General features: G+C 51.0%; 22 protein-coding genes. 19 read left to right on the top strand and 3 right to left on the bottom strand.

The genetic code is table 11. From position 1 onward, the window contains the following. The first annotated feature begins 5 nt into the window (after positions 1-5). The 19 genes from VC28_RS19325 to VC28_RS15185 all read left to right on the top strand — a co-directional run bounded on the left by VC28_RS19325 (position 6) and on the right by VC28_RS15185 (position 17,873). Positions 6-4,391 carry a pectate lyase family protein gene (locus tag VC28_RS19325; protein ID WP_053094212.1) on the top strand — a complete coding sequence of 1,462 codons (4,386 nt, stop codon included), beginning with the start codon at positions 6-8 and terminating at the stop codon, positions 4,389-4,391. Between the two features lie 161 nt (positions 4,392-4,552). Further along, positions 4,553-4,807 (top strand): FitA-like ribbon-helix-helix domain-containing protein, encoded by a 255-nt coding sequence (locus tag VC28_RS15105; RefSeq protein WP_049631374.1) that lies wholly within the window; start codon positions 4,553-4,555, stop codon positions 4,805-4,807. Next, positions 4,804-5,217 (top strand): type II toxin-antitoxin system VapC family toxin, encoded by a 414-nt coding sequence (locus tag VC28_RS15110; RefSeq protein WP_049631375.1) that lies wholly within the window; start codon positions 4,804-4,806, stop codon positions 5,215-5,217. The genes VC28_RS15105 and VC28_RS15110 overlap by 4 nt, the downstream gene beginning before the upstream one ends. 93 nt (positions 5,218-5,310) lie before the next feature. Beyond that, positions 5,311-5,439: a hypothetical protein gene (locus tag VC28_RS20040; protein ID WP_255356023.1), complete on the top strand. Its 129-nt coding sequence runs from the start codon at positions 5,311-5,313 to the stop codon at positions 5,437-5,439. A 99-nt stretch (positions 5,440-5,538) separates the two neighbouring features. Continuing rightward, on the top strand, positions 5,539-8,385 hold the full coding sequence (locus VC28_RS15115; protein WP_049631376.1) for a monovalent cation/H+ antiporter subunit A: 2,847 nt from the start codon (positions 5,539-5,541) through the stop codon (positions 8,383-8,385). After that, complete coding sequence (locus VC28_RS15120) at positions 8,385-8,759, top strand: Na+/H+ antiporter subunit C (protein ID WP_049631377.1); 375 nt, start codon at positions 8,385-8,387, stop codon at positions 8,757-8,759. Before VC28_RS15115 ends, VC28_RS15120 begins: the two co-directional genes overlap by 1 nt. Beyond that, positions 8,756-10,285, top strand: coding sequence for a monovalent cation/H+ antiporter subunit D (locus tag VC28_RS15125; protein ID WP_049631378.1), 1,530 nt, complete (start codon positions 8,756-8,758; stop codon positions 10,283-10,285). Before VC28_RS15120 ends, VC28_RS15125 begins: the two co-directional genes overlap by 4 nt. After that, positions 10,285-10,815, top strand: a complete 531-nt coding sequence (locus VC28_RS15130) for a Na+/H+ antiporter subunit E (RefSeq protein ID WP_049631379.1) — start codon at positions 10,285-10,287, stop codon at positions 10,813-10,815. The genes VC28_RS15125 and VC28_RS15130 overlap by 1 nt, the downstream gene beginning before the upstream one ends. Further along, entirely contained in the window at positions 10,797-11,066 is a 270-nt protein-coding gene (locus VC28_RS15135) for a K+/H+ antiporter subunit F (RefSeq protein ID WP_049631380.1), read from the top strand. Before VC28_RS15130 ends, VC28_RS15135 begins: the two co-directional genes overlap by 19 nt. A 23-nt stretch (positions 11,067-11,089) precedes the next feature. Further along, on the top strand, positions 11,090-11,422 hold the full coding sequence (locus tag VC28_RS15140; protein ID WP_049631381.1) for a Na+/H+ antiporter subunit G: 333 nt from the start codon (positions 11,090-11,092) through the stop codon (positions 11,420-11,422). Positions 11,423-11,554: 132 nt separating this feature from the next. Beyond that, the gene (locus tag VC28_RS15145; RefSeq protein ID WP_049631382.1) at positions 11,555-11,812 is read left to right on the top strand and encodes a prevent-host-death protein; all 258 of its coding nucleotides are present in this window, start codon (positions 11,555-11,557) and stop codon (positions 11,810-11,812) included. After that, positions 11,805-12,077 (top strand): type II toxin-antitoxin system RelE/ParE family toxin, encoded by a 273-nt coding sequence (locus tag VC28_RS15150; RefSeq protein WP_049631383.1) that lies wholly within the window; start codon positions 11,805-11,807, stop codon positions 12,075-12,077. Before VC28_RS15145 ends, VC28_RS15150 begins: the two co-directional genes overlap by 8 nt. 18 nt (positions 12,078-12,095) lie before the next feature. Then, entirely contained in the window at positions 12,096-12,461 is a 366-nt protein-coding gene (locus VC28_RS15155) for a VOC family protein (protein ID WP_049631384.1), read from the top strand. Between the two features lie 29 nt (positions 12,462-12,490). Then, positions 12,491-12,925 (top strand): group II truncated hemoglobin, encoded by a 435-nt coding sequence (locus VC28_RS15160; protein WP_049631385.1) that lies wholly within the window; start codon positions 12,491-12,493, stop codon positions 12,923-12,925. Positions 12,926-12,961: 36 nt separating this feature from the next. Beyond that, positions 12,962-13,414 carry a hypothetical protein gene (locus VC28_RS15165; RefSeq protein ID WP_049631386.1) on the top strand — a complete coding sequence of 151 codons (453 nt, stop codon included), beginning with the start codon at positions 12,962-12,964 and terminating at the stop codon, positions 13,412-13,414. 26 nt (positions 13,415-13,440) lie between these two features. Continuing rightward, a complete protein-coding gene (locus VC28_RS15170; RefSeq protein WP_049631387.1) occupies positions 13,441-14,004 on the top strand; it encodes a YbhB/YbcL family Raf kinase inhibitor-like protein in 564 nt (187 codons plus the stop codon). A gap of 471 nt (positions 14,005-14,475) precedes the next feature. After that, positions 14,476-15,981, top strand: a complete 1,506-nt coding sequence (locus VC28_RS15175) for a carboxypeptidase M32 (protein ID WP_049631388.1) — start codon at positions 14,476-14,478, stop codon at positions 15,979-15,981. Positions 15,982-16,019: 38 nt separating this feature from the next. Continuing rightward, complete coding sequence (gene yegD / locus VC28_RS15180) at positions 16,020-17,387, top strand: molecular chaperone (RefSeq protein WP_049632439.1); 1,368 nt, start codon at positions 16,020-16,022, stop codon at positions 17,385-17,387. A 93-nt stretch (positions 17,388-17,480) separates the two neighbouring features. Further along, positions 17,481-17,873: a hypothetical protein gene (locus VC28_RS15185; RefSeq protein ID WP_049631389.1), complete on the top strand. Its 393-nt coding sequence runs from the start codon at positions 17,481-17,483 to the stop codon at positions 17,871-17,873. A gap of 115 nt (positions 17,874-17,988) precedes the next feature. On the opposite strand, the gene vapC is transcribed toward VC28_RS15185, so the two are convergent. The 3 genes from vapC to VC28_RS19330 form a co-directional block, all read right to left on the bottom strand. Next, positions 17,989-18,396 carry a type II toxin-antitoxin system tRNA(fMet)-specific endonuclease VapC gene (vapC, locus tag VC28_RS15190; protein WP_049631390.1) on the bottom strand — a complete coding sequence of 136 codons (408 nt, stop codon included), beginning with the start codon at positions 18,394-18,396 and terminating at the stop codon, positions 17,989-17,991. A gap of 27 nt (positions 18,397-18,423) precedes the next feature. After that, complete coding sequence (gene vapB / locus VC28_RS15195; protein ID WP_049631391.1) at positions 18,424-18,657, bottom strand: type II toxin-antitoxin system VapB family antitoxin; 234 nt, start codon at positions 18,655-18,657, stop codon at positions 18,424-18,426. A gap of 90 nt (positions 18,658-18,747) precedes the next feature. Beyond that, entirely contained in the window at positions 18,748-20,469 is a 1,722-nt protein-coding gene (locus VC28_RS19330; RefSeq protein WP_053094213.1) for a DUF3592 domain-containing protein, read from the bottom strand. Between the last annotated feature and the right edge of the window lie 453 nt (positions 20,470-20,922).

The following is a 20,922-nucleotide window of genomic DNA, read 5'->3' on the forward strand; positions in this document are numbered from 1 at the left end:
GCACTATGAAAAATCAATTTTTCTCACAGGCCACAAAACAACTTGCGGCCTTATGCGCGCTGGCATTTGCAGGCAACAGCCTGGCGCTGGATTTAAATGTAGTAGCGCTAAATAAATTAAGTGAAACCCGCATCGACCGCACCACTTACGATTACGTGTTTTCCGTCACCGTTAAAAATGGCGAGCAGGCAATTACTAACGCCGCACAAACCTTAACAGCGAGCGGTGCAGGCACCACGATTCTGGATGGCAATGTTGTTATTGGCGATCTTGCCAGCGGTGAACAAATTACGCCGGCGGACACCATTAAAATTCGTCACAACCGCGCCACTGCATTTAATACCTCGGCATTGGTGTGGTCGGCGAGTGGCACAGCAGTTGTTCCGGTAAATCGCGTGCTGTTTAACGAAACTTTTGATGTCGATAAAGTTACTTTATTCAGTGCAGCCTATAAATCCATTTCAACGGATGCCTCGGCACCCTTATTTTTTGTCACCGGCGGCAACAGCGGAATTACCATTGCCAATAATCAATTAACCCTGGCAGCGGCGCGTTTTACCATTGGCCATAAGCCACCGCGGGCTAACACCACATCGGGCGATACTGATGCCAATGGCGATTTTGATTTAAGTAAACCCTACCGCATTTCATTTCGTGTGGTTGCTGCTTCCGGCTCCGGCGCTGTGCAAGTGATGGTGGATAACAACACCACCAGCGCGGGCAATTCATTGCACGGCAGCGCGTCGCGTATTTTTTATGCGAGTGCAAATAGTTTGGTAGCGGGGCAAGTTATTGAATTGCAACCAACGGTAGGCACAGCCAATTCTTTTATTTCGCTGCGCACCGAAAGTTCGGCCAGCGTTACTATTGATGACTTGGTAATTGAATATCTGAATGATGTTGTAGGTGGTTCGTCTTCATCTGCGCCTTCATCGGCTGCAGCTTCATCTGTGGCACCTTCGTCTATCGCAGCGTCTTCTGTTGCACCGTCATCGATACCAGCACTGAGCAGTTCATCCAGTGCAATCAGTTCTTCGGCGGCGAATCAAACCTCCAGCAGTGTTGCCTCTTATAACGGCGCATTGCGCCCGGCAAAAATGGAAGGCTTTGCTGCACATGCCGGTGTGACCGGTGGCGCAGGTGGTGCAGTAATCACAGTGACAAGCGGCACTGAATTAAATGCCGCACTCTGCAGTCGCGCGACCATGAGTACACCGATTACCATTTTGGTAAACGGCACTATCAGCCATGCCAATACCACAGCGCAGGGTTGTAACACCCAGGCCGATGTAATCGAAATAAAACAGATGAGCAATGTGTCGATTATTGGTGTGGGCACCAACGCGCTCTTTGAAGAAATAGGCATTCATGTGCGCGATGCTTCCAATATCATTTTGCAAAACCTGCATATTCGCAATGTGAAAAAAAGTGGTTCACCGGTTTCTAACGGCGGTGATGCGATTGGTATGGAAACCAATGTGAACCGTGTGTGGATCGACCACAATTGGCTGGAAGCTTCTGGCGGTGAAAAAGACGGTTACGATTCGCTGCTGGATATGAAAGCCGGTGTCACCAACGTGACGGTTTCCTACAATTTATTTAACGATTCCAGCCGCGCCGGTTTGATCGGTTCCAGCGACAGTGACAATAAAAATACCAACATTACTTTCCATCACAATTGGTATAAAAATATTGAACAGCGCACGCCTCTGATTCGCCATGCACTGGTGCATATGTATAACAACTACTGGTCCAATGACCGTATGGATTATATGTTCCATGCAATTAACTCGCGCATGAACGCCAAAGCATTGGTGGAGAGCAATTATTTTTACAACGTGAATAATCCGCTAATTGCATCGGACGATTCCTCGGTGCCCGGTTGCTGGCAAACCAATAATGACAACACAGTGCTGCCAGAAATTTATTACAGCCTCACAGTGGGCAATGGTGCACTGGTAATTCCGCAGGTGGTGGATGGCCAGTTGCAATCCACCTGCGCCGTCACTGTGCCTTACGTTGTAGAAATGGATGCAGCGAACGATGTCCCCGCGATTGTGATGGCGAACGTAGGGGTGGGTAAAATTTCTGGCGGCGGTGTTGCAGTTAACAGTTCAGCGGCCAGTTCCAGTGTTGCATCTTCCGCAGCGCTCTCAAGTACGGCACCATCCAGCGTTGCGAGTTCTGTTGCAAGCAGCGAAGCGGCGAGTTCAGAAGCAAGCAGCATTACAACCAGCAGCACTTCAATAAGCAGTGATGCAAGTTCATCGGTTGCACCGGTTGTAAGTGCATTGATTAACGAAGGTTTTGCGGTAGATAAAAACACTTTGTTTAGCGCGGCCTATCAATCCATTTCTACCGATGTGTCTGCGCCGCTGTATTTTATTACCGGTGGCGGCAGTGCAATTACCATCGCTAATAATCAACTCACCCTCGCGGGTGCGCGTTTTACTATCGGCAACCGTCCGCCGCGCGCATCCACCACGGCGAGTGATACTAATGCCAATGGCGATTTTGATTTAACGCGCCCTTATCGCATTAGCTTCACGCTGATTGCTGCATCGGGTTCCGGAAAAATGCAGGTGTATGTGGATAACAACACCACCAGCCAGGGCAATTCTATTCACGGTGCGAATTCAAAAGTGTATGAAGTGGTGGCGAATAGTTTGACTGCAGGCCAGCAAGTGACCATCACTCCGGCACTGGGCACGGGCAATTCATTTATTGCACTGCGCACCGAAAGTTCAGCAAGTGTGACGATTGATAATTTAGTGCTGGAATATACTAATGGTGCAGGTGTTTCTTCTTCTGTCGCTTCATCTGCATCTTCAGCTATTTCTTCATCTATTGCTTCATCAAGTGCGGCGAGTGTAGTTGCAAGTGCGTCAAGTCTTGCAGTGTCTTCAACGCCATCAAGTGCAATTGCATCGAGTATCAGCAGCGCATCGTCTAGTGCGCCTTATATTCCTGAGAATGTAAACCTGAGTGCAGATTGTATTAGCCTCGCTACTAATCCCAACGTAAATTGGCGCGATACTTCATTGCAAACCGATCAGGAAATTGTGGAGTGTTTGTCGCTGTCGCTCGGTAAAGCGGTGGGTTACGGTGAAAATGCCAAAGGCGGTTTTGATCCCAACGGCAATAGCAAACTCACCATCATCACCAAAAATTCGAGCGTGACGGTTGAGCAGCAATTAATAAATGCACTGACAGATAACGCGCACAACTGGATTGTGTTCGATAAAGTGGAATTTGCGCAGCCCAGTGAAATTGGTATGTACCGCCAGTATTGCAGCAACGCCACGGTGCAATCCCTGTTGGATGCGAGCGAAGCAGAATGTATTGATTACCATGCATGGTGTGCACGCAAGGGTTTCAATGATTTGGCAACTTGTCGCACCGAATTTTTCAACAAGGCGATGAACAAAAGCAGTATTCCAATCCGCATTCCGGCGATTGGTTCTAACAAAACCCTCGATGGTCGCGGCACTGAAGCCTATTTTATTTTCAGCGGTTTTGCGATTGGAAAAGATGCCGATGGTGTGCCCACACAAACATCGGAAAATGTGATTCTCACCCATTTGAAATTCCAGGGCGCAGGCCACACCGAAGATCATTACGTTGATCCGGATATGATTCGCTCCACCGGCGCATCGCAGGATATTTGGATTCACAAAAATACCTTTGATACCACCGGCGATTCAGCATTCGATGTAAAAATCGGTGCAAATCACATCACCATGTCGTTCAACCGTTTAGTGAATGTGAAGCGCGCGGTACTGCATGGTTCAAGCGACAGCCGCACCATCAACGCCAACATCACCACCACTATGCACCACAACGCATTTGTGACCACTGACGATAGTTACATGCTGCTCGGCAATACCCTGCGCCGCGTGCCGTTATTGCGCCGCGGTAAAACGCACATGTTCAATAATGTCTTTGTGAATTATCGCAAAGAGATTTTGAGCTTGCGCGTGGGTGCCAGCGCCTTCCTGGAAGACAACGCCTTTGTGGTGAATTCCAGCTTGCAAGAAAAGAGTTCGGTGGAGGCATCGCTGAATGAAATTGCTAACAACTATTTCAAAGACATCAGCGGCGGTTTCTTCCGCAACGACCGCAACTTCCTCTGGTTTGGCAGCGGCAGTTGTGTGGTGAATGAAGCCACCAAAACCGCGCTTACCGCCAGCAACGGCTCAGTGGCGGATTTGTCGCAAAACTACAACGCGGCCTCACTCCATGCCATCAACGGCTGGCGCTTTGCCGCCGGTCAGGACTTGGTGGACTACGTGACTCTCACCGCCGGTAAACATGGCGATACCCCGTTTAACTCGCCGCTGTCGCCAGACAGAACTTACATGGAGGCATTAACGCCGGTGAGTTGTCAGTAATTCAACCCGTGTCGTGAATAGTAAAACCCCGCGTTGGCCAAGCCAGCGCGGGGTTTTATTTTGAGTGCATAAGTGCTATTTTGACTTCAATATGCATTCATTATTTATAATTTGAATGCAATTACGTGCTTAGTCGTGGCTAGTCAAGAGAGGTTAAGCCGATGGCAATGATGACAGTCAGAAACATACCGGAAACGGTACATAATGCCTTGAAGGCACGCGCCAAACTACACAACCGCAGTACCGAAGCCGAGGTGCGCGCAATTCTGGAAGAGGCGATTAATCCCGCCGGGCGTGTACCTCTGGGAGATGCCTTGGCAGAGTTGAGCCGTAGCATCGGCCTGAGTAATGAGGATTTTGCGGTATTTGAGCAAGTGCGTGAAAAAAGGGCTGCCGAGCCGATGAGGTTTGAATGATTGTTCTGGATACCAATGTAGTCTCCGAGGCGATGAAGCCTGAGCCGCATCCGAATGTAAATGCCTGGTTAAACGCGCAGCCCGCACAGACCTTGTACCTCACCAGTGTCACTCTCGCTGAAATGCAATTTGGTATTGGTACCTTGTCCGATGGTAGGCGCAAGCAAATGCTCAAAGAGGCGTTAAATGGTGTAATCAATCTGTTTGAGGGGCGAATACTGTCGTTTGATAGGGATGCCGCGCACCAGTATGCGAATGTGGCCGTGAATGCCAGAACCGCCGGGCGTGGTTTGCCGGTGCCGGATGGCTATATTGCCGCCATCGCCGTGGCGCATGGCTTTAGTGTGGCATCGCGCGATATGGCTCCTTTTGCAGCGGCGCAAGTAGCGGTGATTAACCCTTGGCAATAATGCCGGTTATTGAAAAGTCAGCCAGCACTAAAAATACCGAACCTTTACTGCCCTTAACTGGCATAGCCCCGCCAAAATAGGTATAACAGACGCATGTTGACCTATTGTCTTGCCAACACATCGGGTAGTGATTACCTGAATCCTGATACCTTCTGGCTGCGCAGCCGTTCGCCGCTGTGCCAGCGCCATCCTTTTTTTACTGATCCTCCTGCATCGCTTTAATTCCTGTCTGCGTTTATACCTATAGTCAGTGTTACCGCTGGCTGTTGCCTTGTGTCTGGTTCCGGTTAGAGAGCCGTTCGCGCACTACGAGGATGTTCGATGGAATTGTTACTGATCATTTTACTGCCGCTGTTGGGCGCGTGTTTGCCGCCCTTGTGCGAGCGCTTTGGGCGCAACTTATGCGCGGCATCGGCGCTGCTGGGGCCGCTGCTCGCGCTGGGCTTGTTATTGGCTTATGTGCCAGCGCTGTTTGGGGGGCAGCAATTTTTTGTGCAGCTCAGCTGGATTCCGCAGTTGGGTTTGAGCCTCAGCTTGCGGTTGGATGGTTTGGGGCTGATGTTTGCGCTGCTGATTTTGGGCATTGGCCTGCTGGTGATTGTGTACGCCCGCTACTATCTGGCCGATAAGGATTCCCTTGGCCGCCTCTACGCTTTATTGCAGCTGTTTATGATGGCGATGCTAGGGATTGTGCTGTCCGATAACCTGCTGCTGTTGATTATCTTTTGGGAGCTGACCAGCCTCAGTTCGTTCCTGCTAATTGGTTATTGGTCGCACCGCAGCGATGCGCGCAAAGGTGCGCGTATGGCGTTGGCGATCACCGGGGCAGGGGGCTTGGCTTTACTGGCGGGTGCGCTGGTACTTGTCGAGATTACTGGCTCTTACAGTCTGCAAGTGATCACTAACTCGGCCGAACAGATCCAGGCTCATGCGCTTTATCCGGTCGCCTTGATCCTGATTTTGATTGGCGCGTTTACCAAATCGGCACAGTTTCCGTTCCATTTCTGGCTGCCCCACGCCATGGCGGCACCCACGCCGGTATCGGCCTATTTGCACTCGGCGACTATGGTGAAGGCGGGGGTGTTTTTGCTGGCGCGGTTGTATCCGGCGCTCTCCGGTTCGGACTTGTGGTTTTATCTGGTGACCTTTATTGGTTTGGCGACGCTGGTGTTCGGTGCCTATACCGCGCTGTTTAAACACGACCTCAAAGGCCTGCTGGCCTATTCAACCATCAGCCATTTGGGGCTGATTACCATGCTCTTTGGTTTCAGCTCTGAACTGGCGACCATGGCGGCGCTGTTTCATATCATCAACCACGCGACCTTCAAGGCCTCGCTGTTTATGGCGGCGGGTATCATCGACCACGAAACCGGCACGCGCGATATGCGCAAAATCAACGGCATGTGGCAGTTCATGCCGATCACAGCGACGGTCGCCATGGTGTCCGCCTCGGCCATGGCCGGGGTGCCGCTGCTCAATGGTTTTTTGAGCAAGGAGATGTTCTTTGCCGAGACCCTGCAGGTGGAGCTAATGGGTGGTTTTGGCTGGATCATCCCGCTGTTTGCGACCTTGGCCGGGATTTTTGCGGTGGCCTATTCCTACCGGTTTATCCACGATGTGTTTTTTAACGGTCACCCCATCGACCTGCCGATTTACCCGCCGCACGAGCCGCCGCGCTACATGATCTTGCCCATGGCGCTGCTCTGCGCCCTGTGTTTGCTGGTGGGCGTTTTGCCCAACTTCACCGTGGCACCGTTTCTGGATGCCGCCAGCCTCGCGGTGTTGGGCGATTCAGTGCCCGAGCATCACATCGCCCTGTGGCATGGATTAAATCTGCCGCTGTTGATGAGCCTTGTCGCGCTCTTAGGCGGCCTGCTGCTCTACAGCCAGCGCGGCGGTCTGTTTGCGTTTTATGAGCGCAAGTACCGGCTGGATGAAAAAGAGGAATTTGAAAAACGCATCCAGGCCGTAGTGCGCTTTGCCCAACGGGTGACCGATGCTGCCGAGAATGGCTCGCTGCAGCGTTCGGTTGCGCTCTTGTTTGGCACTTTATTAGTGATGGGAGCAGTGGAGCTCTGGCCGCTGTTGTCCGGATCTGGCCGTGTGCTGGGTGAGGTGGCGCTCACACCCATCGATGGCGTCAGTCTGCTGCTGGCCGTAGTGATGATGATAGCGGCGCTGGTGACGGTGTTTATCCACCACAACCGTTTTGCTGCGCTGCTGGTGTTGGGGGTGGTGGGGCTGATGGTATCGCTCGCGTTTGTGCGTTTTTCTGCACCGGATTTGGCGCTCACCCAAATCTCGGTGGAAGTCGTCACCATCATCCTGCTGATGCTCGCGCTCTATTTCCTGCCGCAACTCACGCCGTTTGAATCCAGCGCGGGCAAGGTAGTGCGCGATATCGCCATTGCCGGTGGTGCGGGTGCGGGTGTTGGCCTGCTGACGCTGGCGATTCTCACGCGCCCCTACGATACCGCGCTGGCCGAGTTCTTCCTCGCCAACAGTGTCAGCGGCGGCGGTGGCACCAATGTGGTCAATGTGATTCTGGTGGACTTCCGCGGCTTTGATACGCTCGGTGAAATCAGCGTATTGGCAATTGCAGGGCTGGGCGTTTACCTGATGCTCGATGGCTTGCGCCTGCCGCTGCCAAGTACTGACTTGGACGGGCGCGGCTGGGCGCGCGACCCTTATCCCCCCATCCTCACGGTGCTCTCGCGGATTTTGCTACCGCTCGCGCTCATGGTCTCGGTGTACATCTTCCTGCGCGGGCACAACCAGCCGGGCGGTGGCTTTATCGCTGGCTTGATCACCAGCGTCGCGCTGATTTTGCAGTATGTGTGCAGCGGTTCGGATTGGGTACAGCAGCGGCTGCCGGTGGATTATGGCCGGGTGAGTGTGGCGGGGGTGTTGATCGCCACCCTGGTCGGCCTTGCCAGTTGGGCGTTTGGCTACCCCTTCCTGACGACGACTTTCAGCCATATCCACTGGCCCATCGTGGGGGAGTTCGAGCTCGCCTCGGCGATGATTTTTGATACCGGCGTGTTCCTCACGGTTGTCGGTGCCACCTTGTTGATGCTGGCGCAATTAGGGCGTTTGGCGCAGACCACCCACGGCGCTATGGCGTTGCATCCTAATCCTGATTCGTCTGCACGGGAGGAGTTGAATTAATGGAAGCCTTAATTGCGTTAGTCATCGCCGTATTGGTCGGTTGCGGCGTCTACCTGCTGCTGCGCGCGCGTACCTTCCCGGTAATTCTCGGGCTGACTTTGCTCTCTTACGCGGTCAACCTGTTTATTTTTGTGATGGGGCGACTGGCTAACAACGCCTCCAGCGTTATCGGTCAGGGTGATCGCTACGTGGATCCGCTCCCGCAGGCATTGGTACTGACCGCGATTGTGATTGGTTTTGCCATGACCGCCTTCCTGCTGGTACTCGCCCTGCGCGCCCGCGCCGAATTGGGTAACGACCATGTGGACGGCAGCGCCGCCATCGGCGAGAAACCGGTCAAACCGGTGCGCCCGCTAGAGGAGGACGAAGTGTGAGCCATTGGATTATTGCCCCCATCCTCCTGCCACTGCTGGCTGCAGTGGTGATGATTCTGCTCTCCGGCCGGCGCGCGCTTATCCGCGTGCTGAGCTTCCTGTCGGTTTCGGCGCTGCTGGCGATCAGTGTGTTGCTGCTGATACAAGCTAGCGATGGTCAGATCCACCTCTATGCGTTGGGCAACTGGCAACCGCCGTTCGGGATTGTGTTGGTGCTGGATCGCCTGAGCGCCTTGATGTTACTGGTTACCGCAGTGCTGGCATTTTTCAGTATCGCCTACGCAGTGCGCGGCAACGATGCGCCCGGCGACAAACTCCACGCCATGGTGCAGTTCCTGCTGGTGGGGGTGAACGGTGCTTTCCTGACCGGCGACCTGTTCAACCTGTTTGTGTTTTTTGAGGTGCTGCTGATTGCCTCTTACGGCTTGTTGCTGCACGGCCGCGGTGCCGAGCGCGCCCGTTCTGGGTTGCATTATGTGGTGCTCAACCTGTGCGGGTCGGCGCTGTTTTTGATCGCCGTATCGGCGCTTTACGGTCTGACCGGTTCACTCAATATGGCGGATATGGCCGACAAAGTGCGCCAGGTCAGCCCTGAAGATGCTCCTTTAGCCGCCACTGCCGGTGTGCTGTTACTGGTGGTGTTTGGTTTGAAGGCCGCCATAGCGCCGCTCTACTTCTGGCTGCCGCGCGCCTATGCCGCTGCCAGCGCCCCGGTGGCGGCGATGTTTGCGATTATGACCAAGGTGGGTGTTTACACCATTGTGCGGGTATATACGCAAATTTTCGGCAATGATGCAGGTAACGTCGCCAATCTGGCGCTGCCGTGGCTCTGGCCATTGGCGCTCATCACGCTGGTATTGGGTTTGCTGGGTGCATTGGCGGCGCGCGAGCTGCGGGTGCAGATCGCCTATCTGGTCATCGTCTCAGTCGGCACGCTGCTGGCGGGTGTTGCACTCAATACAGCGGCATCGCTTAGCGCAACTTTCTACTATTTGATCCACTCCACCTTGGTCTGCGGCGTGCTGTTTTTGCTTGCCGACCTGATCCTGCGCCAGCGTGGCGATTTGCTCGACCGTATCACCAAAGGCCCGCGTTTGCGCCAGTCGGGTCTGCTGGGCGCGCTGTTTTTTGTCGCGGCGATCAGCGTGATTGGCCTGCCGCCGCTGAGCGGGTTTATCGGCAAGTTGCTGCTGCTGAATGCCGCCGGTGTACATCTGGATAAGCTGGTGTTGTGGGTGATTGTATTGGCGGGCAGCCTTGCCACCCTCATGGCGCTCAGCCGCAGCGGCTCCACCATGTTCTGGCGCACCGACACCCGTATCGAGCAATCACCCGCAGCTGACACAGGCGCACTGCTGGCGGTGATTGGCCTCTTGGTGTGCATCCTGCTGATCACTTTATTTGCCGGGCAGGTACTCACCTACACCGGGGCGCTCGCCGAACAATTGCTGGTGCCGCAAGCCTATAGCGAGGCAATGCAGCAATTCCAGATTCACCAACCCGCTGCTGCTGAGGGGAGCCACTAATGAATCCGCACATTACCAATCCACCCAAGGCGCGGCGCTGGTTTCCGCATCCGGCGCTGAGCGCATTTATGTTGCTGCTCTGGCTGCTGCTGGCCAATAGCGTCAGTGCTGGCCAGATCGTGCTCGGCAGTTTGTTGGCTTGGTTGATTCCCTGGTTCAGCCAGGGTTTTTGGCCAGAGACACTGCGCATCCGCAAGCCGCTGTTGCTGGTGAAATTTGTACTGGTGGTGTTGTGGGACATCCTTATCGCCAACGTCATTCTGGCGGCACGTATTCTCGGCCCCATGAACAAACTGCAACCGACGTTTATGCGCGTGCCGCTCGATATCGAACAGGAATTCACCATCACCCTGTTTGCCAGCACCATTTCACTTACGCCCGGTACCGTCTCGGCGGATTTGAACATGGAGGAGAAGTACTTGCTGGTGCACAGCCTGCATGTGACCGATATCGATGCCGCCATCGCCGAGATGAAACAGCGCTACGAAGCCCCGCTCAAGGAGGTATTTGAATGCTCACCACAGCCATAAGTATTGCGATGTTGCTGCTCAGTATCGCCATCGCGCTCAACCTCTGGCGGCTCATCATCGGCCCCTCGCTGCCCGACCGCATACTCGCGCTGGACACCATGTACATCAACGCCATCGCATTGCTGGTGTTGTTCGGCATCTACCAGGGCAGCATGTTGTATTTCGAAGCGGCGCTCTTGATTGCAGTGATGGGGTTTGTCGGCACAGTCGCGCTCAGCAAATACCTGCTGCGCGGCGACATCATTGAATAGCGAACATTGCATAGGAGTAAGCCATGTCTACTGCGCTTGAAGTGTTAATTAGCGTTTGTCTTCTGATCGGCGCAACCTTTGCCCTGATCGGCTCCATCGGCCTGATGCGCCTGCCAGATTTCTACCTGCGCCTGCACGGCCCCGCCAAAGCCACCACCTTGGGCGTGGGTGGCATCATCATCGGCTCGGTGATTTTTTTCTCCACCCAAGGCGATGGTTTGAGCCTGCATGAATTATTAATCGCACTGTTTTTGTTTATCACCGCACCGGTGAGTGCGCATATAGTCGCCAAAGCGGCGCTGCATTTGAAGTTGGATGCGGTGGAAAGAACAAAAGGTAAGCCTTGGGAGAGTTGAGGGGGCAGATTGGAAAAGCGCAGCGCCTTCCGGCATTTACAACGCCTTTGGTAAAAACACCTGTTGCTTTTATGAACAGTTGAGTATGATTAACAGCATTGTTAATCATACGCTTAATAAGGCTGTTCAATCATGAGCGCACTTGCTGCAAACGACTTAAAAACCAAAGGCATTTCCGCTGTAGAAGCGCGCCTTAGAGTAGATGAAGAAGTGGTCATCTCGGTGAGAGGACAAGACCGCTATGTCATCATGGATTTGGAAAAGTACAACAAGCTGCGCGAATACGAATTGGCTATGGCAGTACAGGAAGCCAAAGCCGCCGTTGCGGAAGGGCGATTTGTCACTGAAACTGTCGCCGATCATATGCGCAGGATCAGCGACGATGTATAGGCTGATCTACCCGGAACCCTACCTCAAAAAAGCCACCAAATTTATAAAAAAGCACCCCGAGTTACGCGGCCAATATCAAAAAACGCTGGAGTTGCTCGAACTAAACCCTCATCACCCATCGTTGCGATTACACGGCCTGCAAGGTCGCTTAACTGGCCTTTCATCTGTCTCCATCAACATGAGTTATCGCATAGTGCTGCAGTTAATCATCACCGACAAAGATGTTATTTTGGTGGATGTGGGCAGTCATGATCAGGTGTATTGATGAATAAAAGGAGTCATTATGAACACCCACGAAAAACTTAATTACGTCGAATTTGCTGCGCGCGATTTAGCGGCAACGAAAACTTTTTTCTCCACTGTATTCGGCTGGGAATTTGTTGATTACGGCTCGGAATACACCGCGTTTTCCAATCAGGGATTGGATGGCGGCTTTTTTAAATCCGATCTGTGTAGTAGCGCTGCAAATGGTGCCTCGCTGTTGGTTTTTTATAGTGCCGATATTCAATCCACGTTGCAAAAAGTGATTGCTAACGGTGGGGTAATTGTAACGCCGCTATTCGATTTCCCCGGCGGTTGCCGGTTTCATTTTACTGAACCAAGCGGCAATGAATTTGCAGTCTGGTCAGAGCAAAAAATTACCGACTAACTGATGCCCCGGTTCACGTGGAAAATAAAATGAACACTCCTTTATACGGCTTTTCCGATACCTCATTCAAAACTGCTGGCGGTGAAGCGGGTATTCGGCAATTAGTTGATGATTTTTATCGCTTTATGGATGAATTGCCTGAAGCCGCGACAATCCGTGCGATGCACAAAATAGATTTGACCGAATCGCGCGATAAGCTCACGCGCTTTTTGTGCGGCTGGATGGGTGGGCCATCGCTCTATGCGGAAAAATACGGCAGCATTAATATTCCGCGCGATCACGCGCACTTAGCCATAGGCGCTGCCGAGCGCGATGCCTGGTTGCTGTGCATGGAGCGGGCGATTGCACTACAGAATTATCCGCAGGATTTCGCTACTTATTTACTTGCGCAATTGCGCATTCCCGCTGAACGTATTTTTACAGTGAGTAAAAAACCAAAAATGGCTGGAAGCCAAAAAAAATAAATCAATAGCAACTCAATCAAGAGAAGGAACTAAAACATGCCAAAAAATAACTATTTAATCATCGCCGCAGTATGCAGTGCAGTAGCAGCTTTAATGCATGTGGGTTGTATTATCTTTGGTGGCGATTGGTATCGTTTTTTCGGCGCAGGGGAGCAGATGGCACAAATGGCCGAAGCGGGGCATATTTATCCGACCATCGTTACCTCGGTTATCGTTGTGGTGCTTACCCTTTGGTCACTCTATGCGTTGTCGGGTGCAGGTGTCATTATGAGGCTTCCATTATTGCGCGTGGGTTTGTGCGTTATTGCAGCCATCTATTTGTTACGCGGCATCGTATTTATACCCCTGATACCCATGTTCCCGGAAAACAGCACCACCTTTTGGCTGGTCAGTTCAGCAATCTGTTTTGCATTTGGCCTGATGTACGCGTTGGGAATTAAGCAATCCTGGGCGTATATTGGCAATAAAAAATCGGATGAAATTAATTGATTCACAATGAATGAGGAGATCTTCAAATGAAAAACCCGATCCGCACCTTACTGTTAGTGGCCTCGATACTTTCACCATTATCGGTATTCGCAGAGCCTGCAAAATTTGTATTGACCAGCACCGATATTGCTGCTGGCAAGCACATGAAAAAAGCGCAGGAATTTAACGGTTTTGGTTGCACGGGCGATGATCTTTCGCCGCAACTTTCATGGAGTGGCGCACCTGCAGGTACAGTCGCTTATGCAATTACCGCTTACGATCCCGATGCGCCCACCGGCAGTGGTTGGTGGCATTGGCAACTGGTAAATATTCCAGCGGATGTGACCAGCCTTGCAACGGGTGCAGGTAAATCAGATCAATCTGCTGCACCAAAAGGTAGCCAACATATTGAAAATGATTATGGTGTAGCGGGCTTCGGCGGTGCATGTCCTCCGCAAGGCCACGGTGTGCATCACTATAAATTTACCGTGCATGCGCTCTCTAAAAAATTAGAGTTGCCTGCCAATGCATCCGGTGCGCTCACTGGCTATATGATCAACGCCAATTCGTTGGGTTCTGCATCGATTGAGGCGTTGTATAAGCGGGATTAAACCCAACTGATAACATTGATGTAGTAAAACGCGCAGCACTATTTGTAGTGTTCAAATAGTGCTGATTTTTTTATTAAATTAGAAGAGTGTTTAACACTTGTATAGAAAAGACATTTTTATCAGTCTTGGTCTGCTTTTTCTGACTATTACAGCGATAGGCGATTCTTTTTACAGAGGTTGGATCTATACGAATCACTATTTCGATTTTGGTCTCGCAAATTATCTTCCCAGTATTACCGGAACATTGACATCCATATTTTTACTCTGTGGTTTATCCAAAAACTTCCCAAATGACCTCAAAAAGACATCGCTTTGGGTAAGTATTGGATGTTTACTTTATGAAGGGTTACAGCCTGTTTTAGGAACAGGCGTATTTGATTGGCAAGATATTTTAGCAATTGTTATTACCTCACTTATCTTTCAGATTACATTAAAGACTCATCGTCATATTTCTTAATAAAAGGCTTGGTTATGTTTTACCAACAACTGCAACAACACTTTTTAAAAATTTCCCATTTGCAGCATGCACAGGCGATCTGTTCATGGGATCAGGCGTCGATGATGCCGGATGGTGGGAATGATGCGCGCAGTGCGGCCATGGCAGAGTTATCGGTATTGATTCATCAGCAAACTACCGCATCACATTTGGGTGACTGGTTAAGTGCTGCTGCACAAGAGCCTTTGTCTGCTGATGAACAGGCGAGCCTCGCGGCGATGAAACGCCGTTGGAAACAGGCAACGCAATTGCCGCAGGATTTAGTGCAAGCGCAATCGCTGGCAAATTCTGCCTGTGAACATGCATGGCGCGAGCAGCGCAATAATAATGATTGGAATGGTTTTAAACCCAATTTGAAAAAAGTGGTTGAGCTGGTACGTGAAGAAGCGCGTATTCGCGCTGCCGATGCAGGGCTGCGCCCTTATGATGCGATGTTGGAATTGTATGAACCCGGCGTTACCAGCGCGCAGTTGGATGCATTGTTTGCCGATGTAAAAACCTGGTTGCCGGAATTTATCCAGCGTGCGGATGACATTCAATCACAGAAAAAAGTAATTGTACCTGAAGGTCCGTTTGCAATTGAGCAACAAAAAGAGCTTGGCATTGCGGCAATGAAATTGCTCGGTTTTGATTTTACCCACGGGCGTTTGGATGTGAGTACCCATCCATTTTGTGGCGGTGTTCCAACGGATGTGCGCATTACCACGCGTTACGATGAAAGCGATTTTATGAAAGCGCTGCTCGGTGTTATCCACGAAACTGGCCACGCGCGCTATGAACAAAATTTGCCGAAAGCTTGGGCAGGTTTACCGGTGGGTGAGGCGCGCTCAATGGGTGTGCATGAATCGCAAAGTTTATTTTTTGAAATGCAATTGGCGCGCTCACCGGAATTTACGCAGTTGTTAGCGCCGCTTGCGCGCCGTATTTTTCAGCGCGAACAAGATCCCGCGTTTACCAATGACAATTTATATTGTTTCAATACGCGCATGAAACGTGGTTATATTCGTGTAGATGCCGACGAATTGACCTATCCCGCCCATGTAATTTTGCGCTATGAAATCGAGCGCGCGTTAGTGGAAGGCGATATCGAAGTTGACGATATTCCCGCGCTCTGGAATGAAAAAATGCAGGCCTATTTAGGGCTATCGACCGAACGTGGCTCTGATCAAAACAACTACCGCAATGGCTGTATGCAGGATATTCACTGGCCATGCGGAGCCTTTGGTTATTTTCCTTCATACACGCTGGGTGCTATGTATGCCGCGCAAGAATTTGCGGCGGCGCAGCGCAGTATTCCACAGCTCTCTGAAAAAATTGCGCAAGGCGATTTAGCGCCGTTATTTAATTGGTTGCAAACCCACATCTGGAACCAAGGCAGTTTGTTGTCTACCAATGATTTAATTGCGGCGGCTACTGGTGAGCCATTAAACGCGCGCTATTTCAAAGCGCATTTGCAGCGCCGCTATTTAAACGAAGCCTGATGCAGGGTGATACCAAAAGAGTGAAGGTTGTAGACAATATGTACGTTGGATTTGATTACGGTACATCAAACTGTGCCATGTCCTATCTTAATCAGGGCAAGGCTGCACTCATTCCATTGTATGGTGATGACGCGTTTGTACCTTCCACGCTCTACGCATTGGAGCGCGGATTTATTGCCGAGCTGATCGCACAACAATTGCAAGATCCGGTTGAGCGACAAGCCTACACGCAAGCGCGTTCAGGCACATTGGCACAATCGCGTGCGGGGAAGTTGGAGCACGATATTACGCAAGTGAGCGACGGACTGTTTTACGGAACAGAAGCAATTGCGCATTATATTGCTGACCCTGCGGAAGGTTATTTTATTAAATCACCCAAATCCTTTTTAGGTGCGAGCGGCTTGCGCCCCCAAATGGTAGGTTTTTTTGAAGATCTGGTGGCCGCGATGATGTTTAACGTAAAACAGCGCGCCGAATATTTTTTACAGCGGGAAGTAACCCAAGTGGTTATTGGAAGGCCGGTTAACTTCCAGGGCATTAACGCGCAGGAATCCAACCAACAAGCACAGGCTATTCTCACGGCGGCGGCAAAGCGGATTGGTTTTCGCGAGATTGAATTTTTATTTGAACCACTCGCGGCGGGCTTTGATTTTGAAACCCGCTTGCAGGAAAACAAAAAAGTATTGGTCGTAGACGTAGGTGGTGGCACGACAGATTGTTCAATCGTACTCATGGGGCCGTCACATCGCGATCAATTACAACGCGAGCAGGATTTTCTTGCACACACCGGTGAACGTATCGGCGGCAACGATTTTGATATTCTGCTCGCACAAAAAGCGTTAATGCCCGCGTTTGGCATGTTATCACCACTGAAAACTAATCTGCCTATGCCGCTCATGCCATTTGTGAATGCCATGGCAATTAACGATATAGGTGCACAAACGGATTTCTACGATGCAACAACCGGATTCTTGCTGGAAAAATTACAACGCGAAACCACAGAGCCGGAATTATTAAAACGCTTTATTCACATGCGCGATAACAAACAAAATTTCGAAGTCGTGCGCGAAGCGGAGTTGGGAAAAATTGCGCTCTCATCGCGCGAGCATTACCGTTTTCCTCTGGATTTTATTGAGCGCGATTTAGCCCCGGAAACGAGCGCCGACAATTATGCGCAAACCGTAACTGTGTTGTTGCAAAAAATCGCCAGCCTCATCAGCGAAGCAACACAACAAGCCGGCAGTAAACCCGATGTCGTATACATTACCGGCGGCAGCGCCAAATCACCGTTGATCCGTAAGCTCGTACATGAATTACTCGGTGACGATATTGCCATCATCGATGGCGACCACTTCGGTAGCGTCGCCGCAGGTTTGGGAGTTTGGGCAGGGCGGGTGTTTGGGTAGTGTAACGGTTGATGCCAGTTTTGCTGTCCATCAGCCTAGAGGCTAGGATAAGTAAGTTCAATTGAAAGTTAATCAATAAAATGGAGATTTCTGATGTTAATTAGAATAGTTTTTCTTTTATTTTCCTTATTTCCTGCTGTTTGTTATTCATATAGTGGGGATCTTCCTCGGGATTTTGTAAAGTTCGCGACACAAAAAATGGTGGAGCTTGGTGAGTGTAAGGACATGCAAGATTGCACGGATAATAGGCGTGTTCTTTTCAGCCAATTTACCAATGGATTCCACCTGAGTTTTTATAGTGTAACTGACTCAAAAAAAGCCCAAACTTTGATTTCACTTTTGGTGGATGAGTACGAAAGGAAGGGGGTGGATGTAAGACTGAGTCTTTCATTTAGTAAGGAGAAACACATGCCAAACAAAGGGTATTTAACTGTTAAACAGGTTAAAAATCCTTACATTTATTTTGCAATTCATGAAGGAGCGTAAACTAATCAACTGGAATATTTGCAGTTTAGCTGTTGTTTATTTGTATAGAAAAATGACAGACGAAATTTCCGACCGAGGAATTTTATTTAGAGAAATGAATCGGCCGGAAATTTTTTTAAACAGCCGCAATCCAATTCTCGGTTCTCAACCCTTCAATTCTTTCAAATTCACGCAAGTTATTCGTTACCAATATCAAACCCTGGCTGCGCGCATGGCCGGCGATGTGCAAATCGTTTACGCCGATGGGTGTGCCTTTTTGTTCGAGGCGTGCGCGGATATCGCCATAGTGGGCGGCGGCGTGATTGTTGTAGTCGAGTACTTGGAGGCGGGAGGTAAAATTTTCGATTTGTTGAAGATTATGTTCTGGCTGCGCGCTTTTTTCTGCGCCGTGTAATAACTCTGCCAACGTAATACTGCTGATACACAATTGCCCCGCGTGGCGGTTAAAGGTATCCAATACTTCAAGTGGGCGGCGTTTGATAACGTAGATAACGATATTGGTGTCGAGCATGTACTTGAGCATGAAATAACGTCCCGGTCAGAATTATTTTTAAAAGGATTCGCGCTCGGCTTGATGCTGGGTTGCACGCTCAGTCAAAAAATCCTCGGTGACATTGCCATCACCCAAAAAGAAACTGTCCCAGGTTTTGTCAGCCGGCGAGAGGATGCGGTCTGCGCCCTGAATGCGCACATTCACTTTTTTCACCTCATCGGGAAAACGCGCCTCTGCCGGTAGCCTGACAGCTTGGGTGCGGTTATTTACAAAGACTGAGCCGGTAGACATGGTCGCTCCTAGTGGATTTTCTTACGGATCAATAATTGATTAAATTGTAATCGTCAGTGTGCTATATGGCAAATGTATATAGCTTGCTGGTTATTGGATTTTATACCCACTCAACCCCCCAATCGCCTCCAACGCCAACTGTGCGGTATCGCGGCCTTTTAAATTCATCGCGACGGGAATTTTTTTGCCGCTATGAGTGAGGGCGATAATTTTGCACATCTCCAGGTAACCCTTTGCGCTTTGGCCGCGTGAGCTGACACCGATGTAGAGTTTTTGGATGTCCGCGCGCGGGATTTGGTCGCGGCCGATGGGCATCCCCAGCCAATAGCGTTCGCTGATGAGACCGTTGTGATCGAGTTGTACATGCAAACTGGTGAAGAGCCATTTGAGGCAGATAAAGGAGATGAGCCCGCCGACCAACGTAAATGCCCACACCATGATTGCAGGGGCGTCGGATTCAAAATGCATTAACACACCTGCGCCACCAAAAAATAATCCGCACACCAAACCCACAAGGTTATTACCGGCTCCGTGCAGCATGGGGTAGTGCATGCGCACGCCGCCGGGAATTTGCTCAATATTGGCGACGGCTTCGATGCTGGCTTCGCGTTCGTCGTTTAGTTGCGGATGGTCTGTACTGAGCGGTGATGTAGCGCGGGATTTTTCACCGGTTGCAAACACCGGGATTTCAAATTGGCGATGCAAATCCACGCCGGGTAAATCAGCATTTAATTCCAACCGCCAGAAGCGATAGTCGTCGGAATAGATTTCTGAAACCGGCAGGTTGGCCGGTACATTAAAACAAATGGCCAGCGAGGTGCCGCCGCCCGGCGCGGGTGTACTTTGGGCGAGGCCGTTGCTTTGCCAGACAATCGATTCATGGCTAGTGCGGCTTTTGCCGCTGCCGGTCACGTAGCGGCGTACACATTGCAGGTTGACGGGGAAACGCTGTTGCGCGTTGTAGGCGATGGGGATATTAAGCGTACCGCCGACTTGTCCGCCGATACTGCCGGGGTAGGGATCAAGTTGCAGGCGCAGTTGCCCGAAGCGTCGCCAACTGAGGGTGGAATTAATCGCCCAGTAGAGAAGGTAAATCCCCGCCAGCGGAAATATTAACGCGATCAAAATCAGTTTATTGCCTCCGGCCCATTCATCGGGAACGGCCAGCGTGGCAGGCAGCGAAATCAGGTTCCAGATCAAGGCAAAAAACCAGATTACCCAGAGGCTGCTTTTGGAATTGCAGGTGACTTCAGGGCTTGCCCATTCTTGCTGCGCAAGCCAGGGTTTGCTGTTGCTGTCGGGGTGGTCGGTTGCGCCGACTTTGGCTTTGAGGGTGAAAATCATCAAGCCTATACCCACGCCGCCAAACACCAGCACAAAGATCATCTTGAAACCGAGCAGGCTCCAGCGCAGTTCGCGGTTGAGCACGGCATCGCCCGGGTTGTTGGGATTAACCCACGCCGGTACCGGCTGCCCCATGCGCTGCGCCAATTCCAGCTGCCGGGCGAGGTCTGACTGAAAATCGCCGATGTTGTCGCTGCCGCCCATAATCGCTACCCGCTCGCTGGTGTAGTCCTGCATTTGGTAGCGATAGGTGTAGCGCGCGTAGGCTCTGTAGGTGTCGCTGTCATCGCCCCGGCTGGTGTGTAAACCTGCGTCCAACAAGCGCGCCTCGACTTGCGGCCAACTTTTCATCTGCTGCCATTCATACAAGTTGGGGATCACCCCAAACAGTAGAAAGCCCACACCCACGCCTGCAAATGGCAGGGCGAACAACAGCATAAACAAACGGCCTTTGAGTGATTCTTTCATGTCCTTGGGGATTCCTTGCAGTGAGGTAGTGAGCAGAGTTTAGCCGGTTGATCTGGCGGCATACACCGCAGTTGGCGATAGCAATCAACAGGTAAAGGAAAACGGTTACAAATCAAAAATGAAAATTCTGTAATCGTTTTAATGCAAATAAATAGATTATTTATCTCAAAAATTGCTATTTGGTGCAATTTTATGGCTTGACGGATTATCTGCCAGGCGCGCACTATTTGCGCTCTGGTTGTGGCGATTACAAAAATAAGGCTGCAATCGGGATGCGTGATGTAGCAGTTCATCCCCTGGCTTTTTGATAAAGCAGATTCCATAAAAAGTGATTTCCAATAAGTGCTGCGTTTGTGCGGATGCCTTTTCCAGCAGCCATAGCGCCTTGCGGCGTATCGGCGTTTTCGGTCTCTATCCCTGCCGCTTTACTGGCCGGTCTGGTGTTGTTTACAG

Origin of the sequence: Cellvibrio sp. pealriver, assembly GCF_001183545.1 — a bacterium.
GTDB lineage: Bacteria > Pseudomonadota > Gammaproteobacteria > Pseudomonadales > Cellvibrionaceae > Cellvibrio.

Coding starts and splice junctions, on each gene's coding strand:
- VC28_RS15155 (WP_049631384.1), top strand. CDS start 12,096: ATGAACACCCACGAAAAACTTAATTACGTCGAATTTGCTGCGCGCGAT.
- VC28_RS15185 (WP_049631389.1), top strand. CDS start 17,481: ATGTTAATTAGAATAGTTTTTCTTTTATTTTCCTTATTTCCTGCTGTT.
- yegD (WP_049632439.1), top strand. CDS start 16,020: ATGTACGTTGGATTTGATTACGGTACATCAAACTGTGCCATGTCCTAT.
- VC28_RS20040 (WP_255356023.1), top strand. CDS start 5,311: ATGTTGACCTATTGTCTTGCCAACACATCGGGTAGTGATTACCTGAAT.
- VC28_RS15150 (WP_049631383.1), top strand. CDS start 11,805: ATGTATAGGCTGATCTACCCGGAACCCTACCTCAAAAAAGCCACCAAA.
- VC28_RS15140 (WP_049631381.1), top strand. CDS start 11,090: ATGTCTACTGCGCTTGAAGTGTTAATTAGCGTTTGTCTTCTGATCGGC.
- VC28_RS15160 (WP_049631385.1), top strand. CDS start 12,491: ATGAACACTCCTTTATACGGCTTTTCCGATACCTCATTCAAAACTGCT.
- VC28_RS19325 (WP_053094212.1), top strand. CDS start 6: ATGAAAAATCAATTTTTCTCACAGGCCACAAAACAACTTGCGGCCTTA.
- vapC (WP_049631390.1), bottom strand. CDS start 18,396: ATGCTCAAGTACATGCTCGACACCAATATCGTTATCTACGTTATCAAA.
- VC28_RS15130 (WP_049631379.1), top strand. CDS start 10,285: ATGAATCCGCACATTACCAATCCACCCAAGGCGCGGCGCTGGTTTCCG.
- VC28_RS15110 (WP_049631375.1), top strand. CDS start 4,804: ATGATTGTTCTGGATACCAATGTAGTCTCCGAGGCGATGAAGCCTGAG.
- VC28_RS19330 (WP_053094213.1), bottom strand. CDS start 20,469: ATGAAAGAATCACTCAAAGGCCGTTTGTTTATGCTGTTGTTCGCCCTG.
- VC28_RS15170 (WP_049631387.1), top strand. CDS start 13,441: ATGAAAAACCCGATCCGCACCTTACTGTTAGTGGCCTCGATACTTTCA.
- vapB (WP_049631391.1), bottom strand. CDS start 18,657: ATGTCTACCGGCTCAGTCTTTGTAAATAACCGCACCCAAGCTGTCAGG.
- VC28_RS15115 (WP_049631376.1), top strand. CDS start 5,539: ATGGAATTGTTACTGATCATTTTACTGCCGCTGTTGGGCGCGTGTTTG.
- VC28_RS15120 (WP_049631377.1), top strand. CDS start 8,385: ATGGAAGCCTTAATTGCGTTAGTCATCGCCGTATTGGTCGGTTGCGGC.
- VC28_RS15145 (WP_049631382.1), top strand. CDS start 11,555: ATGAGCGCACTTGCTGCAAACGACTTAAAAACCAAAGGCATTTCCGCT.
- VC28_RS15165 (WP_049631386.1), top strand. CDS start 12,962: ATGCCAAAAAATAACTATTTAATCATCGCCGCAGTATGCAGTGCAGTA.
- VC28_RS15175 (WP_049631388.1), top strand. CDS start 14,476: ATGTTTTACCAACAACTGCAACAACACTTTTTAAAAATTTCCCATTTG.
- VC28_RS15105 (WP_049631374.1), top strand. CDS start 4,553: ATGGCAATGATGACAGTCAGAAACATACCGGAAACGGTACATAATGCC.
- VC28_RS15135 (WP_049631380.1), top strand. CDS start 10,797: ATGCTCACCACAGCCATAAGTATTGCGATGTTGCTGCTCAGTATCGCC.